This window comes from Archangium violaceum Cb vi76, assembly GCF_000733295.1.
GTDB classification, from domain to species: Bacteria; Myxococcota; Myxococcia; order Myxococcales; family Myxococcaceae; genus Archangium; species Archangium violaceum.
In genome coordinates this window covers 36,570-51,885 of record NZ_JPMI01000257.1, presented here as the reverse complement: position 1 = coordinate 51,885, position 15,316 = coordinate 36,570, and the positions used below count along the sequence as shown (strand labels likewise).

The following is a 15,316-nucleotide window of genomic DNA, read 5'->3' as shown; positions in this document are numbered from 1 at the left end:
CCCAGAAGCCTGTGTACGTGGCTGGGTGCCTGTGCCGCCGCCGCGAACCTCCTGGGATGCGCGAGCGCGCCCGTCCGCCCCGAGATGGAGCCCCTCCTGGCGCAGTGCCCGCCCGAGTCCCGTCAAACGGCCAGCCGGCTGGGCCTCCGGTCCATCATGCAAGTCCAGTTGGTGAACGTGACGGAAGCGGGGCCAGACCACCACCGGGCCACGGTCAACATCAAGAGCGGGCCGGTGCAGGGCGAACTCATCGTGAACGACGAGGACTACTTCAAGGTGACGGGTGAGGCGAAGGTGTTCCCGGATCGGGTCTACATCTACTTCGACAAGCTCCATCCCACGCCCGAGGGCCCGCCCGTGCCCTTCTGCGGCGCGGCCCTGAACGACGACAGGAACCGCTTCGGGGTGGAGACGTGGGCGGTCATGCCGCAGAAGGGCGCCCTGGTGGATCCCGCCAGGGTGGACCGGAGCCCCGATGCCGCCATCCTCAACTTCCCCATCGTGTTCACCTACATCCAGGGCCCCGACAACAAGTTCCGGCCCCGCGTCATCATCGAGTAGGTGTCTCATCTCGACGTGTCACCCTCGGCTCTAGCGGGCAGGGGAGCGAGCTACGTCGTGCCTGTTGTGGCAAGCAATGGCAGCAGGTCGAGCACCATGCGGCAGGGGTACTCATCGGCCAGGCGTTTGAAGCCGAACCGCTCGTAGAAGCGAGCCGCCTGAGCGTCGATGGCATCCGTGACGAAGAGGCGGAACGCGACGGGGCCTGATTGTGCGAGTTGAAGGGTCAGGCCCAGTGCTTCCTCGAAAAGAAACCGCCCGAGTCCCTGGCCCTGGACCCGCTGATCCACTGCGAGCCGTGCGAGCAGCACTCCGGGAATGGGGAAGCGAGGGAGCCGCTCGAGCCCGGGCACATTCCCCGCTGCACTCCGCTCCACGCTCACCGTCGAGAGACTGAAGTAGCCGGCGAGACGAAGCCCTTCCTGGCCCTCATCGATGGCCACATAGGTTCTCGCCAACAGATCCTTCTCGAGGTGCCGAAGCGCATAGCGCTGCAGGTACTCGGCGAGGGAGACGTGCTGATTCTGGAAGCCCTTGAGCAGCGTGCGGTGCTGGCGCCCGAGCGGCTCGACGCGGAGGCCCATCGGTCACGCCGTCTTCTTCCAACGAAGCTTCGGTGGACGGCGCTTGCGGCTGGCGAGGTGCTGGAGCGCGGCGCGTAGCGCGGGCGTCGGCTCGAAGCCGCGGTCGAGGATGCGCGCCAACCGCTCCACTTCGGCGTTGGAGAGAGCGACGTATGAAACCGCCGACGTCTCGTGACGTGAGCGCAACCGCTCGATGACGGGATGGGAGAGGGTCTCGACCTCGGTGCCTCGCCGGGCCTCCACGCTGCGCCCCGCTTCCGCCTGCCGGACGACCCATGCGGCGAGCGAGGCCACTTCGCGCAGGAGGTCCGCCTTCTGGCTCGGAGCCAGTCCGAGCCGCTGCCGGAGTTCTTCGAGTTCCTGATCGAGGACGGCGTTGGTCTGGGCCTGGAAGCGGGACATGGCACACCTTCGTTCAAGTGAGTAGAAATCTACTCACTCCCTGGAGCCGTGGACAAGCGCCACTTCCGTCCGGTGGAGCACGGGCCTGCCCTCCTGACCGCCCGGTTTCATGGACTCCCCATGCAGGAGCCCCGCGCGTGGCATAAACCTCCCCCATGTCTCGCGACATCTCCTTCTTCGACTCCCTGGGCCGCCTCCTCTCCCTCGAGCGCGAGGCCGAGCGCGCCCGCATGGAAGCCCTCGCCGAGGGCATGTCCCTCCAACAGCGCGCAGAGCAGGGCCTCTCCTTCCTCGACCTGGAGAGCGTCGAGGAAGAAGTCGGCCTCGGCGGCCGCGTCCTCGTCACCCTCGCCCGCAAGGACAGGGCCCGCTTCCCCGCCCGCCTCGACAACGGGGACCAGGTCGCCGTCTTCCCCCGCCGCTCCGAAGTCAAGGAGCCCGCTCGCGCCCTCGTCTCCCGCGCCACCGCCACCCGCGTCCAACTCGCCTTCGACCGCGAGCCCCCTCCCTTCGTCCACGAAGGGCTCCTCCGCCTCGACCGCGTCCCCAACGACGTCACCTACGAGCGCGTCCGCGCCGGCCTCCAGCGCGTCAAGGCCCTCGACAAGGGCACCGCCCGCCGCAAGCGCGAGGTCCTCCTCGGCAACGAGCACCCCCGCTTCGACTCGCTGCGCGAATTCACCCCCTCCCGCCCCCTCAACCCCGAGCAGCACGACGCCGTCTCCCGCGCCCTCGCCGCCGAGGACTTCTTCCTCGTCCACGGCCCTCCCGGCACTGGCAAGAGCACCGTGCTCGCCGAGGTCGCCGCCCAGGCCGTCTCCCGCGGCCAGCGTCTGCTGTGCACCGCCGCCAGCAACGCCGCCGTGGACCACCTCACCGACCTGTGTCTCGACAAGGGCCTGCGCGCCATCCGCATCGGCCACCCCGCCCGCGTCACGCCCAGACTCCAGGAGCACACCCTGGACCTCGTGGTGGAGGAGCACCCCGACCGCGTCCTCTCCCGCGAGCTCTTCGACGAGGCCTTCTCCCTGCTCGGCTACGCCCGCCGCCAGCGCAACCAGGGCCGCAGCCGCGAGCGCTTCGCCAACGCCCGCGCCTCCACCTCCGAGGCCAAGAGCCTGCTCGACGAGGCCCGCGCCCTCGAGCGCAAGGCCCTGCGCGCCGTCCTCGAGCGCGCCCAGGTCGTCTGCGTCACCCTCGCCAGCCTCGAGTCCGGCGTCCTCTCCCACGAGGAGTTCGACCTCGCCCTGCTCGACGAGGCCACCCAGGCCACCGAGCCCCTCACCCTGCTCGGCTTCCTCCGCGCTCCCAAGGTCATCCTCGCTGGAGACCCGCAGCAGCTCCCTCCCACCGTCCTCTCCCAGGAGGCCGCGAAACAGGGGCTCGCCGTCAGCCTCTTCGAGCGTCTGCTCGCCGACCACGGCGAGGGCGTCAAGCGCATGCTCCGCGAGCAGTACCGGATGAACACCGCCATCATGTCCTTCCCCTCCCAGGAGATGTACGGCGACGAGCTACGAGCCCACCCCAGCGTGGCGGACCGCACCCTCGCCGACGTGCTGCCCTCCACGGCCAGCGTGGACGCTCCGCCCGTCCTCTTCCTCGACACCGCCGGCAAGGGCTTCGAGGAGGAGCAGGAGAAGGACACCGGCAGCCTCTTCAACCGCGGCGAGGCGGACCTCGTCATCGCCCGCGTGAAGGAGCTGCTCGCCGCCGGCCTGGAGCCTCGCGAGCTCGCCGTCATCACCCCCTACCGCGCCCAGGCCCATGCCCTGCGCGAGCGCGTGGAGCCCCTCTCCGCGGACATCGAGGTGGACACCGTCGACGCCTTCCAGGGCCGCGAGAAGGACGCCATCCTCGTCTCCCTCACCCGCTCCAACTCCGAGGGCCAGCTCGGCTTCCTCACCGACCTGCGCCGCATCAACGTCGCCCTCACCCGCGCCCGCAGGCACCTCTTCGTGGTGGGAGACTCGGCCACCCTCAGCGGCCACCCCTTCTACGCCCGCCTCATCGAGTCCACCCAGGCGGACGGTGGCTACCACTCCGCCTGGGAGTGGCCCGACCCCTCGGACCCACTCTGAGATTCGAGAAAATGTGAACCTTTGCGGTCACGCTGGAGCACTGTGCAAAAGGTGCAGACCTACACGCACGTTTTGTCGCTCCCCTCCGCAAAATTTGTCACTCCGGCAGAGGCAGGCAGGCGCTAAATCCCTGGATTCCTTGTGGACCGTCCAAACCCGGTCGTCGGCACGCCGCATGCTTGAGAGAGGAGCGGGGGAAGGCAGCCCTCAAAGGAGGCAGCCATGTCGCAGGTTCGTTCCATTGTGTCCAAGGAAGCTGATGTGTGGGTCCTCCGCCTGGAGAAGGCCAACGGGAAGGTGCAGGAGTACCGGTGCACCTCCGAGGGACAGGCGAAGCAGCTCGCCCTGATGCTCTCGGCGCCCGTGGAGCCCGTCCAACTCCAGGCCTGAGTCCCACGCGCCGTACCCAACGGCGGCCGGATGCGTCATGCGGCACCGGCCGGAGTAGTCTTCACCGGCCCGCAAGGAGCCGCCGTTGTCCTCTTCTTTCGAGTCGTTCACAGTCGATGCCCAGGGCCTCGCCCTCCACGTGCGCCAGCGCAATCCCGGGGGCGCTCCCGCCGTGGTGTTCCTCCACGGCTGGCTGGATCATTCCCATAGCTTCGACCTCGTCGCCGAGCACCTGCCGGACTCGTGGCGGCTGGTGCTGCTCGACTTCCGCGGCATGGGCCGCAGCGCGCACCTGCCGGGCCACGCCCACTACCAGTTCGCCGAGCACCTGGTGGACGTGGAGGCCGTGCTGCGCGCCACCGGGTTGAAGTCGGCGCACTTCGTCGGCCACTCGCTCGGCGGCATCGTCGCCACCGCCTACGCCGCCGCGCGCCCCGAGCGCGTCCTCAGCCTCGGCCTCATCGAGAGCCTCGGCCCCACCGGCGGCCCTCCCGAGAACGCGCTCGTGCGGCTGCGCGGCTTCCTCGACGACCTGGAGCGCCCGCCCAACCGCAAGCGCTACCCCACCGTGGAGGCCGCCGCCGCCCGTCTGCGGGAGAACACCCCCTCCCTGCCCGAGAGCGTCGCGCTCCACCTGGCCCGCCATGGCACCCTGCCCGTGGAGGGGGGCCTCGTCTTCACCTTCGATCCCGCCCACCGCCGCCGCTTCGCCTTCGGCTACGACGACGCGCAGTGGCTCGCCCTCTCCTCCGCCGTCACCTGCCCCGTGCGGTTGATCCTCGGCAGTGAGGGCTTCCGCTTCGACGAGGAGCGCCTCCAGGCGAGGATGGCGGCCCTGCGGATACCGCCCCCGCTCGTCATCCCCGGCGGGCACCACGTCCACCTGGAGCAGCCCGAGGCCGTGGCGCGCGCCCTGGTGGAGCTCATCCAACCGGCCCGCTAGTCCGCCCCGGGCCCTCTGGCAACCCGGGAAAATCCCTTCCACCCTTCAGGGTAAGCGGATTCCCTCCGTTCCCATCCCACATCCACGCCTTCGGCCAACCCCCTGGTTTCACTGGACTCCCCAGTCGACAGAGGGTTGGTCGCCCATTTGCATCGAGGCCCTGCCGGATGGGCGCGAGGCGAGATCAGGTGATGAGAACGGGGCTGAGCGGTGGACGGATCATCGGGCTGTCGCTGCTGGCGGTGCTACTGGCCGCGTGCCACGAGCCGGGGAACACCCGCTCGGTGGTGGCCACGGCGGCGGTGGAGCCGAGTGTACTCGACTTCGGCGAGGTGCAGGTCGGGCACCGGCGCGAGGAGAGCGTGCGTCTACGTAACGTGGGTTACGTGCCCTTCCGTGTGCTGGAGGCGCTGAAGCTCGAGGGCAACCCCTCGTACGAGGTCTTCTTCGAGGGCGAGGACCGGGTGATGCCGGGTGACGAGAAGGTGGTGCGCGTGCGCTTCCGTCCACTCGCCGAGGGCCCCGCGGAGGAGCGGGTCCACGTCACCACGGATGCCAACTCGGGCCGGGAGCACACGGTGCGGGTGACGGGTCAGGGCGTGCCCCTGCCCATCGACATCCAACCGCCCGTGCTGGACTTCGAGACGCTGGAGGTGGACAGCGAGCGCACGCTGCGCCTCACCATCACCAACCCGGTGGATCTGCCGCTCACCGTGACGGTGAAGGGCGCGGCGGCGGACGCGTTCCGCACGGACACCCTCACCGTGCCGCCGCATGCCACGCGCCAGGTGGAGACGCGCTACCTGCCCACGGAGCTCGGGGACATGCGCGCGCTGGTGGAGGTGAAGCCCTGCGCCACCTGCACTCCGTCCACGGCGGAGCTGTCGGGCCGCTCGGTGGCGAGCGCCTTCGTCTTCGAGCCCTCGCCCATCCCCTTCGATTTGATTCCCGTGCACGAGCGCACGCAGTCCTTCACGCGCGCGCGCAACATCACCTGGCGGCCGGTCACCCTCCAGGAGCTGACCACGGATGACCGGGCCTTCACGCCGCTGGCGGCCGTGCGCGCCACGGAGGTGAAGCCGGGCGAGGTGGTGAAGCTCCCCATGGAATTCGCGGCGCGCACCTCCGGGCCCACCCAGGCCACGCTGACGGTGGGCTACGAGTCGGACAAGCCGCGCCAGACGCAGGTGGCCCTGGACGCGAGCGGCGGCCGGCCCCGGCTGGCGGTGGCCCCGCTGGCGCTGGACTTCGGCGAGCTGCCCGTGGGCGGCAAGGTGGGCAAGACGATCCGCCTGACCAACGGCGGCACCATCGGCAACCTGTACTTCCAGGGTGTGCGGGGCACCGGCGCCGCGGAGCATTTCTCGGTGGACGTGCCCCTGCGCGGCAAGGCGCCCCAGCCCTGGAGGGCGGGCACCGCCTGGCCGGCGCTGGGCGCGGACAACATCCCCATCGCTCCGGGGGCGGACGCGCTGGACCTGACGGTGTACTTCGAGCCCCGCGGCGATGGGCCCTGGACGGCCACGCTGGTGCTCCTCTCGGACGATTTGATCAACCCCGAGCGGGAGATCATCCTCACCGGCCGCGCGAGGACCACGGGCCCCTGCGTCTTCGAGCTGCACCCGCAGCCGGCGCTGGACTTCGGCAACGTGGAGCCGGGCCGGGGCGCCGTGCTGGGCTTCTACTTCCGCAACCCGGGCCGCGAGGAGTGCGCGGTGAAGGACATCCACCTGTCCAATGACGCGGGTGGCGCCTTCTTCATGCCCGGTGGCAAGCTCGCGGGCGGCGTGGTGCCGTACGACTCGGCCTTCAGCGCGATGATCGCCTTCCGGCCCCAGGCCCCCGGCCAGTTCCAGGGCGAGCTGAAGCTGACGGTGAACAACCCGGCGACGCCCACGGTGACGCTGCCCCTCCGCGGCGTGTCGCAGGCGAGCTGCCTGGTGGCCGCGCCGACCTTCGTGGACTTCGGGCCCATCCGCTACGACTGCCCGGCCATGCCCCGGCGCACGCTCATCTCCAACCAGTGCGCCGCGCCCGTCGTCATGACGGACGCCTTGCTGGGCGCGGGCACCAGCTCCCAGTTCCACCAGGTGACGCCGATGGCCCTGCCGCGCATGCTGGCGCCCGGCGAGGGCGTGGAGGTGGAGTTCTCCTACGATCGCAACGTGCACGGCCAGCACTACACGCCCTTCTACGTGTCCGCCGAGAACGAGACGGCGCCGCTGCTCGTCCCGCTGCTGGCGGAGACGAACCACGAGGGACTGCAGCTGGACCGCTTCATCCAGGGCACGGACAGCCAGCTGGACGTCCTCTTCGTGGTGTCCAACACCACCACCATGGACACCTTCCAGGCGCGGCTGAAGGCGGCCCTGCCCGGGTGGATCGAGCGCGCGCGGACGGAGGGCGTGGATCTGCGCCTGGGCGTCACGAGCACGGGCCTGGGTGCCCGGGCTGGCGTGTGCGGCGGCCCGGCGGGCGGCGGTGAGGCCGGACGGCTCGCCCCGGTGGATGGCCGGCGCGCCCGGGCCATCTCCAGCACCGCGGCCACGGCGGCCGCGACGGTGCAGGCCAACATCGACGAGCTGGGGCTGTGCCACAACCTGGTGCAGGGCCTGGAGACGATGCGCCAGGCGCTCTCCTCTCCCCTGGCCACCAGCGCGGATGATCCGCGCACCCCGCTGCCCAACGACGGCAACCTGGGCTTCATCCGCTCCACGGCCCGGCTCGCGGTGGTGGTGGTGTCCGACGAGGACGACCACTCGGGCTTCGACCCGGAGAGCTACGTGCAGTTCCTCCAGGCCGTGAAGGGCACGGGCATGGCGCACCGCACCCAGCTCTACGCGCTGGTGCCCACCGACTCGCGCTGCAGCACCGCCGGTGGGCCCGGGCCTCGCTTCTCCAGCGTGGCGCAGCGCACGGGCGGCGCGGTGGACTCCATCTGCATCGGCAACTACGGCCCCTTCCTGGACAAGCTGCTCCAGCGTGCCGGCGAGCCCCAGGCGGACTTCTCCCTGAGCGCCACGCCCAACGGCACCGCGGAGATGTCCGTGCGCGTCCAGGGCCGGGGGCTGCCCGAGGACCAGTGGTTCTATGACCCGGCGCGTAACGCAGTCGTCTTCCAGCCCGCCGCGGTGCCCACCCTGGGCCAGCTCATCGAGGTCCGCTACCGCAGCGCCTGCGTGGTCACCCCCGTGAGCCCCCCCTGAGGGCTCCTCCGAGGGCTCCCCAAGGGGATTCCAGGGACCCCGTCAAGCGCGCGGGGTCCCTTCCGCTCGTGGCCCGGGGGGGGCTATGGTTGGGTCCTCCGTGGAAACCTTCGGCCGTTACGAGCTGCTCCGAAAACTGGCGACTGGCGGGATGGGCCAGGTCTTCCTGGCCCGGCAGAAAGGGCCCGTGGGCTTCCAGAAGCTGCTCGTCGTCAAGCGGCTGCTGCCCCACCTCTCCGAGGACACGGACTTCATCAAGATGTTCCTGGACGAGGCCCGCATCGCCGGCATCCTCAACCACCCGAACATCGCTCAAATCTACGAGCTGGGGGACGTGGACGGCGTGCTGTACATCGCCATGGAGTACGTCCAGGGCGAGGCCGTCAGTCAGGTGAACGCCCGCGCCAACCACCGCAAGGGCGGGCTGCCCCTGGGGCTCAAGTGCCGCATCATCGCGGACGCCGCCGCGGGGTTGGATCACGCGCACCAGGCGCGCTCGCCCTCGGGCCGCAAGCTGGGGCTGATCCACCGGGACGTGTCGCCGCAGAACGTGCTCGTGGGCTTCAACGGCAACGTGAAGCTGATCGACTTCGGCGTGGCCAAGGTGTCCGGGAAGCTGAGCCACACGGTGGTGGGCACCATCAAGGGCAAGCACGCGTACATGTCCCCGGAGCAGGCCCGCGACGAGGAGCTCGACGCGCGCTCGGACGTGTACGGCCTGGGCATCGTCTTCTACGAGCTGCTCACCAGCCAGCGGCTCTTCAAGCGCGAGTCGGACCTGGCCACCCTCAAGGCCGTGGTCGGCGCCAAGGTGATTCTGCCCTCCGAGGCCGTGCCCGGCATTCCGAAGTCGCTGGACGCCGTGGTGATGAAGGCGCTGGCCCGCAAGCGCGAGGAGCGCTTCCAGAGCGCCGGGGAGTTCCAGCTCGCGCTCGAGGACTTCCTGCTCGCCGAGCGGCTCCCGGGCACCCCGGCCCACCTCACCGCCTTCATGAAGGAGCTGTTCTCCACGGAGCTCGAGGAGGAGCGCTTCGCCAGCGAGCCCACCGTCATCCAGTACGATCCACGGCTGGCGCGGGAGATCAGCTCGCCGTCCTCGACCAAGGTGGCGCCCGCGCAGGCCCAGGCGGCCCCGGTGAAGCAGGCCCGTCCCGCTGGCGCCACGCCTCCGAAGGGCCGGGCGCAGGCCGCACAGGCTCCCGCCGCCCGGCGTCCCGCTCCGGTCCGCGCTCCTGGCGAGGACACCGAGGAGACGTAGGCCCTCCCGGGTGCTCTCGTGGGCAGGCGGACAGGCGGCTCGTGTGGAGCCCCATGGACATTCTGTTGGTCCGGAGGCAACTTCAGAGGGAAGATGGACCTGGGTGACGTGACACGTCAGACCGGAGTGTTAGACCGGCTCCATGGAAACGGAGACGGGCGTCGAGGGACCGAGGGAAGTCATGGGACGTGAACGAGCCACCTACGCGGACCTGGAGGCGCTCCCGGAGCATGTGGTGGGGGAGCTCATCGATGGGGAGCTGTACGCCAGTCCCCGGCCAGCAGTGCCTCACACAACGGCGTCCTCCGTACTGGGGGCGAGGTTGAACGTGGCATTTCATCGAGGGGGCCCCGGCGGATGGGTCCTCCTGGATGAACCAGAGCTGCACATGGGGGAGGACGTGCTGGTGCCGGACATTGCCGGCTGGCGCAGAGAGCGGATGCCGCGTGCACCGCGAACCGCGGCCATCACGCTCGCGCCGGACTGGGTGTGCGAAGTGCTCTCTCCCTCCACGGCCAGGCTGGACCGGAAGGCCAAGCTCCCCGTGTATGCCCGCGAAGGCATCCGGCACATGTGGTTCCTGGAGCCGGAAGCTCGCACGCTGGAGGTACTCCGGTTGGACGGGGCACACTACTCACCGCTGGCCACCCATACCGGCACGGCCCGGGTGCGCGCCGAACCCTTCGAAGCGCTGGAGCTGGAGCTCGCCGCCCTCTGGGACGAGGTGTAGTTGCACACCAGGAATAGGGGTGACAGACCCTGTCCGGAGGAGCACCCTTTCCCCATGGCGAACACCCGTCCCGGGACGAGCAGCTCCGACCACCCCATCGCCTACCTCACGGACGTGGAGGGCATCTGGGAAAAGCTGGACAGCTTCTGCCAGGACAACCCGCACGTGCACCTCGAGGCCGGGAAGCGGTTGGTGGTGCGTCCCGGCGCCACCTTCGTCTACGGGGGAGACGCCGTGGACCGTGGGCCGGATGGGCTCCGCGTCGTGCGTACGCTGCTGGAGGCCCGGCGGAGGCAGCCCTCCCAGGTGGTGCTGCTGGCGGGCAACCGGGACATCAACAAGCTGCGCCTGCTGCGCGAGCTGAACGGCCACCCCCTCCCGAAAACCCCCGCCGACATGCGGGCCGCCCCCCGGCCGGTGCTCCTGCGGTGGATCTTCGACAACACCATGGGCGCCAGTGGCGCCTTCGAGTTCCGCCGCGAAGAGCTGGAGCGCACCGGCACGCCCGTGAGCGAGGAGGACGTGGTGGACAGCTTCCTCGAGGACGTCCGCCCCGGGGGAGCCATGCGCGACTACCTGTCCGTCTGCCAGCTCGCCCACCGCGCCGGCAACACGCTCTTCGTCCACGGTGGGGTGCATGAGCGCAGCCTCGGGGCGGTGCCCACGGGCGAGCACGTGGAAGGCGTGGACGCCTGGGTGGAGGCCCTCAACCGCTGGTACCGCGAGCAGCTCTCGGCCTTCCGCGAGGAGCGCCTCGAGCCGGACGGCACTCCGGCCTGGGAGCCCCTCATCGCCTACCAGGCCCCCATTCCCGGCGAGCGCATCAACCTCGGCAGCGTGGTGTACGGACGCATGGCCGATATGAGCAACCACCCCGGGCTGCCCTCCCCCGCCCTCATCGAGGCCCTCGCCCGCTCGGGCATCCACCGGGTGGTGGTAGGCCACACGCCGAGCGGCGACTGTCCCTCGGTGTTGCGCGAGGACTCCTTCGAGCTCGTGCTCGCGGACAACTCCTACGGCCGCGTCGAGGGAGCCTCGCGCGTCTTCCTCCGCGACGACAGCATCCACGTGGAGGGCCATGTGAAGCTGGAGGACGGACGGCTGGAGCGGCTCCGCTACCAGCTCACGCTTGGTGACCCCTCGAGCCCCATCGGCCGGCAGTTGCTCGACACCGGGCAACTGGTGAAGGGGCCGCTCGAGAGCGGGGACTGGCTGCTGTTCCGCGCGCTGCCGCGGTACCGCGTCGAGCAGCTCCCGGTGGCCCCGAGCGCACTCGAGGGCCGGGCGCTGGGCCCCGCGCGGGCAGCGGCTCAGGGCGTGTAGAGCCCGGCGCTCAGTCGACGAGTGACTGGTAGACGAGCTGGCGCAACTGCGAGCGCAGCGGATAGGTGTTCGAGGGGAGCAGCTGGGTCATGAAGACGACGGTCATCTCCTCGGCCGGGTCCACCCAGAAGGAGGTGCTCGCCATGCCGCCCCAGTGGTACTCGCCCGCGGTGGACAGCGTGCGGTAGGCCACCGGATCCAGGACCACGGCGAAGCCGAGCCCGAAACCGACGCCGTCGTAGCGCGTCTCGGCGAACAGCGGCCGGCCGAATGCGGAGAGATCCGCGCCTCCGGGCAGGTGGTTCCGGGTCATGTAGCGGAGGGTCCTCGGGGAGAGCAGCCGTGTGCCCTCGAGCTCGCCGCCGTTCAGGAGCATCCACGTGAAGCGCGTGTAATCGCGCGTCGTCGACACCAGCCCGCCGCCGCCCGACAGCCACGGAGGCGGCTTCAGGATGCCCTTGCCGAGCACCTCGGAGCGGATCGTCCGGGTGCGCGAGGCGTCCGCCGAATACAGCGCGGCCAGCCGGTGCTGCCGGTCCTCGGGGCACCAGAACATCGTGTCCTTCATCCCGAGCGGGCCGAGGATGCGCTCATGGAAGAAGGCCTCGAGCGTCTGCCCGGACACGACCTCGACGAGCCGGCCGAGCACGTCCGTGGCCACCGAGTAGTTCCACTCGGCACCGGGCTGGAAGGCGAGCGGCAGCTCCGCCCAGCCTCGGACGCACGCGGCGAGGTCCGTGAAGTCCGAGGCACCGAGCTCGAAGCCACGGAGCCGGTACATCTCATCGGTGACGTGCACGCGGTGGAAGCCGTACGTGAGCCCGGCGGTGTGCGTGAGCAGGTGCCACACGCGGATGGGCTCGATGGCGGGCACGGTGATGGGCCGGACCGCGGAGCCTCCCACGTAGACGCGCGGCTGGGAGAACTCGGGCAACCACCGGCTGACGGGATCGGACAGCTCGAACGCCCCCTCCTCCCACAGCATCATCGCCGCGATGGAGGTGATGGGCTTCGTCATCGAGTAGATGCGCCAGAGGGTGTCCGTCTCGACGGGGCGGCCAGCCTCCTTGTCCGCGAGCCCGTACGAGGACAGGTGCGCGACCTTGCCCCGGCGGGACACCATCACCTGCCAGCCCGCGAGCCGTCCGTCGTCCACGTACCGCTGGAAATGCGTGTCGATGCGCCGCAGCCGCCGCGCATCCAGGCCGACCTCACCCGGGTCGACGTTGATGCCAAAGTCCGCCATCCGTTGATTCTCCCTCGGCGGGCCAGGAGCTCAGAGGCTCGCGAGTGCCACGCGGTAGAGGGCCCGGTAGCCCATCCGCGGCGCGGGCTCGAAGCGCTCCGCCGAGAAGAGCTCCTCCAGCAGGCGCTTGCCGTCCTCGGTCTCGTGCAGGCTCAGCAGCGCGCGCTCCAACTGGCCCGCCACTTCCGGCGCCACCCCCATGCCCACCGGCACCCCGTCATTGGGCGCTTCCTCGGTGTAGGCGATGAGCTCGAACGCCCCGCCCTTCCCCGGCAGCACCACCTCCACGCCGTCCGCGTACGTCAGCCCCGTGGACTCCGGCGGGCAGAAGATGCTCGCCACGTCCGCCTGTCCACCCTGCACGGCCTCCAGGGCCGCCTTGTACGAGCCCGCGAACTGCTGCGCGGCGAACGTCTTCACCGGCTCGCGGCCTCCGGCCTTCAGGTACGCCACCGGCAGCAGGTAGCCGCCCACCGAGTCCCGGTCCACCCACGCCACGCGCGTGCCCTGCAACGAGTCCAGCGTCAGCCCGGAGCCCGCCTTCGCCACCAGCGCCGAGCGGTACGACGAGCGCCCGCGCCGCACCCCGCGCGCCAGCACCCGCACGCCCATGGCCTCCACCCGCGCGCACACGAAGGGCGGCGCCCACACGGCATCCGCCCGGCCCGCCAGCAGATCCTTGGCGAGCGCCTCGTAGGTGGACGCCACGCTCACTTCCACCTTGCGGCCCAGGGCCTTCTCGATGAACGCGGTGAGCCGCTCGGCCCGCTCGCGCGCCAGCGCGTTGCCCAGCGAGGGCGGCAGACCGAAGCGGAAGGAGAATCGTGCCGGGTTGGGAGGAGGGGCGGACATGGTCGGGAGCCCGTGTCTACGCCTCGGCGTCCAGTCGCGCCACTTCGTCGTCCGCCAATCCGAACGTCGCCTGGAGCATGTGCAGAATCCGCTGCTCGGCGAGGCTCGGCTCCTGGCCTCCCGCGTGGGCGATCTTCGTCGCCAACCGGTAGGCCTTCAGCCGCTGCTGGTGCGTCGTCAGCCCGTGCGCCATCACCTGCAGCCGGGCCGGCAGCCCCTCGGCGGCCAGCGCCGACACCGCCTCGCTCACGAAGGCCTGCGCCCGCTCGGGGCTCACGTTGTGGAAGAGCGGATCCGACGCGAAGCTCTCCACCAGCGCCCGCGCCTCGGCCTCCTTCAGGTGCCCGTCCGCCGCGCTCACCAGCACCATCACCTCGGCGAACAGCCGCTCCAGCGGCTCACCCAGCGCCTCCGACAGGCTCCCTCCGCCCTCGATGACGTCGATGATTTGAGCCACCTCGTCCTCGGAGATGCCCAGCGCCGCCTGGAACGTCTTGAGCAGGCCCAGCTCCGTGCGCGTGGCCCGGTGGTCCGAGAACGCGATGGACGCCGCCAGCCCGAAGGCCAGCATCCGGTTCTTGTGGTTGGGCAGCCGCGCCCGCAGCGAGGCGAGAATCTCCTCCAGGTCGTGCGCCTTGGACAGCCGCTGGGCGCTCGCCTCCACCAGCGCGTTGAGCTCCTCGGGTTTGGTGCCCTCGAACTCGGGGCGCTCGATGACGCGCCGCAACAACATCTGCAGCTCCCGCTGAGACACCTGACCATCCGCCATGGCCGCCAGCAGCATCACCTCCACCAGCGCCTCGTTCCGCTCCCTGCGCGCCTTCACCGCTTCCTTAGGCATCCGCCAGCCCTCCCTGGATTCGTGCTGCGGTCGTCGTCTGCGCCTGCGCTTCCCCTGCTGGAGTACCCTCGGACGCGAGCGAGGAGAAGTCGAAAACGCTCTTGTCCAACAGGTGACTCGGCCGCACGTTGCTCATGGCGGAGAGCACGCTCTGCCGGACGTTGGGAATCTCCTTGCCCAGCTCCTCCATCAGCTTCTGCATGCGCTTGCGCTGGAGGTTCTCCTGCGTGCCGCACAAATCGCAGGGGATGATGGGGAACCGCCGGGCCTCGGCGTAGGCGGCGATCTCCTTCTCCGGCGCGTAGCACAGGGGGCGGATGACGGTGTTGCGCCCATCGTCGCTCTTGAGGATGGGCGGCATGGCCTTGAGCGAGCCGGCGAAGAAGAGGTTGAGCAGCAGGGTGTGGATGAGGTCGTCCCGGTGGTGGCCGAGGGCGATCTTGTTGCAGCCCAGCTCCACCGCCGCCGTATAGAGGATGCCGCGGCGCATGCGGGAGCAGACGGCGCATTGCGTCTTCCCGGGAGGCGTCTTCTCCAGGACGATGGAGTAGGTGTCCTCCTTGAGCATCTTGTAGGCGAAGCCCTCGGACTTGAACCAGCCCTCCAGCTTGTCGGCCGGGAAGCCGGGGTGGCCCTGGTCGAGGTTGACCGCCAGCAGGTCGAACTTCACGGGCGCGCGGCGCTGGAGCTCCCGGAGGAGGTACAGCATGGTGTACGAGTCCTTGCCACCGGACACACCCACCATGATGCGGTCCCCCTCGGAGATGAGGGAGTAGTCCGAAATGGCACGGCCCATGTGGCCGAGCAGGCTCTTCTCGAGGCGAAGGACGTCGGGGTTCATCGGGGTTGTCATCCTAGCGGCGGCTTGGGAAAAAACACGCTACACGTACACACCTGGTCCG

Annotated in this window: 14 protein-coding genes; 8 read left to right on the top strand and 6 right to left on the bottom strand. The window is 70.0% G+C overall.

The features are described from left to right. Positions 1–561, top strand: a 561-nt coding sequence (locus Q664_RS59515) for a hypothetical protein (protein WP_235217002.1), incomplete at its 5' end; no start/stop codon positions are given. 50 nt (positions 562–611) lie between these two features. On the opposite strand, the gene Q664_RS35480 is transcribed toward Q664_RS59515, so the two are convergent. Further along, a complete protein-coding gene (locus tag Q664_RS35480; protein ID WP_052519062.1) occupies positions 612–1,145 on the bottom strand; it encodes a GNAT family N-acetyltransferase in 534 nt (177 codons plus the stop codon). 3 nt (positions 1,146–1,148) lie between these two features. Next, positions 1,149–1,547, bottom strand: a complete 399-nt coding sequence (locus Q664_RS35475) for a hypothetical protein (protein ID WP_043406102.1) — start codon at positions 1,545–1,547, stop codon at positions 1,149–1,151. A 155-nt stretch (positions 1,548–1,702) separates the two neighbouring features. On the opposite strand from Q664_RS35475, the gene Q664_RS35470 reads away from it, so the two are divergent. From Q664_RS35470 to Q664_RS35445, 7 genes are all read left to right on the top strand, one after another. Beyond that, positions 1,703–3,625, top strand: coding sequence for an AAA domain-containing protein (locus tag Q664_RS35470; RefSeq protein WP_043406098.1), 1,923 nt, complete (start codon positions 1,703–1,705; stop codon positions 3,623–3,625). Between the two features lie 222 nt (positions 3,626–3,847). Next, positions 3,848–4,015: a hypothetical protein gene (locus Q664_RS60235; protein WP_200883811.1), complete on the top strand. Its 168-nt coding sequence runs from the start codon at positions 3,848–3,850 to the stop codon at positions 4,013–4,015. Between the two features lie 85 nt (positions 4,016–4,100). Continuing rightward, positions 4,101–4,958 carry an alpha/beta fold hydrolase gene (locus Q664_RS35465; RefSeq protein ID WP_043406095.1) on the top strand — a complete coding sequence of 286 codons (858 nt, stop codon included), beginning with the start codon at positions 4,101–4,103 and terminating at the stop codon, positions 4,956–4,958. A gap of 191 nt (positions 4,959–5,149) precedes the next feature. Continuing rightward, complete coding sequence (locus Q664_RS35460; RefSeq protein WP_043406092.1) at positions 5,150–8,164, top strand: choice-of-anchor D domain-containing protein; 3,015 nt, start codon at positions 5,150–5,152, stop codon at positions 8,162–8,164. Positions 8,165–8,249: 85 nt separating this feature from the next. Beyond that, positions 8,250–9,422 (top strand): serine/threonine protein kinase, encoded by a 1,173-nt coding sequence (locus tag Q664_RS35455; protein WP_043406089.1) that lies wholly within the window; start codon positions 8,250–8,252, stop codon positions 9,420–9,422. 181 nt (positions 9,423–9,603) lie between these two features. Next, entirely contained in the window at positions 9,604–10,152 is a 549-nt protein-coding gene (locus tag Q664_RS35450; protein WP_043406086.1) for a Uma2 family endonuclease, read from the top strand. A gap of 54 nt (positions 10,153–10,206) precedes the next feature. Beyond that, entirely contained in the window at positions 10,207–11,475 is a 1,269-nt protein-coding gene (locus Q664_RS35445; RefSeq protein WP_043406083.1) for a metallophosphoesterase family protein, read from the top strand. A 10-nt stretch (positions 11,476–11,485) separates the two neighbouring features. Here the strand turns inward: Q664_RS35445 and Q664_RS35440 are convergent, their stop codons facing one another. Genes Q664_RS35440 through ttcA form a run of 4 tightly spaced genes read right to left on the bottom strand, consistent with a single transcriptional unit; the run spans position 11,486 to position 15,267 of the window. Next, on the bottom strand, positions 11,486–12,721 hold the full coding sequence (locus tag Q664_RS35440; RefSeq protein WP_043406080.1) for a serine hydrolase domain-containing protein: 1,236 nt from the start codon (positions 12,719–12,721) through the stop codon (positions 11,486–11,488). A 30-nt stretch (positions 12,722–12,751) separates the two neighbouring features. Then, positions 12,752–13,573: a phosphate/phosphite/phosphonate ABC transporter substrate-binding protein gene (locus Q664_RS35435; RefSeq protein ID WP_043406076.1), complete on the bottom strand. Its 822-nt coding sequence runs from the start codon at positions 13,571–13,573 to the stop codon at positions 12,752–12,754. Positions 13,574–13,589: 16 nt separating this feature from the next. Beyond that, positions 13,590–14,414, bottom strand: a complete 825-nt coding sequence (locus tag Q664_RS35430) for a TerB family tellurite resistance protein (RefSeq protein WP_043406072.1) — start codon at positions 14,412–14,414, stop codon at positions 13,590–13,592. Then, positions 14,407–15,267, bottom strand: a complete 861-nt coding sequence (gene ttcA, locus Q664_RS35425) for a tRNA 2-thiocytidine(32) synthetase TtcA (protein ID WP_052519061.1) — start codon at positions 15,265–15,267, stop codon at positions 14,407–14,409. Before ttcA ends, Q664_RS35430 begins: the two co-directional genes overlap by 8 nt. Positions 15,268–15,316: the final 49 nt, after the last annotated feature.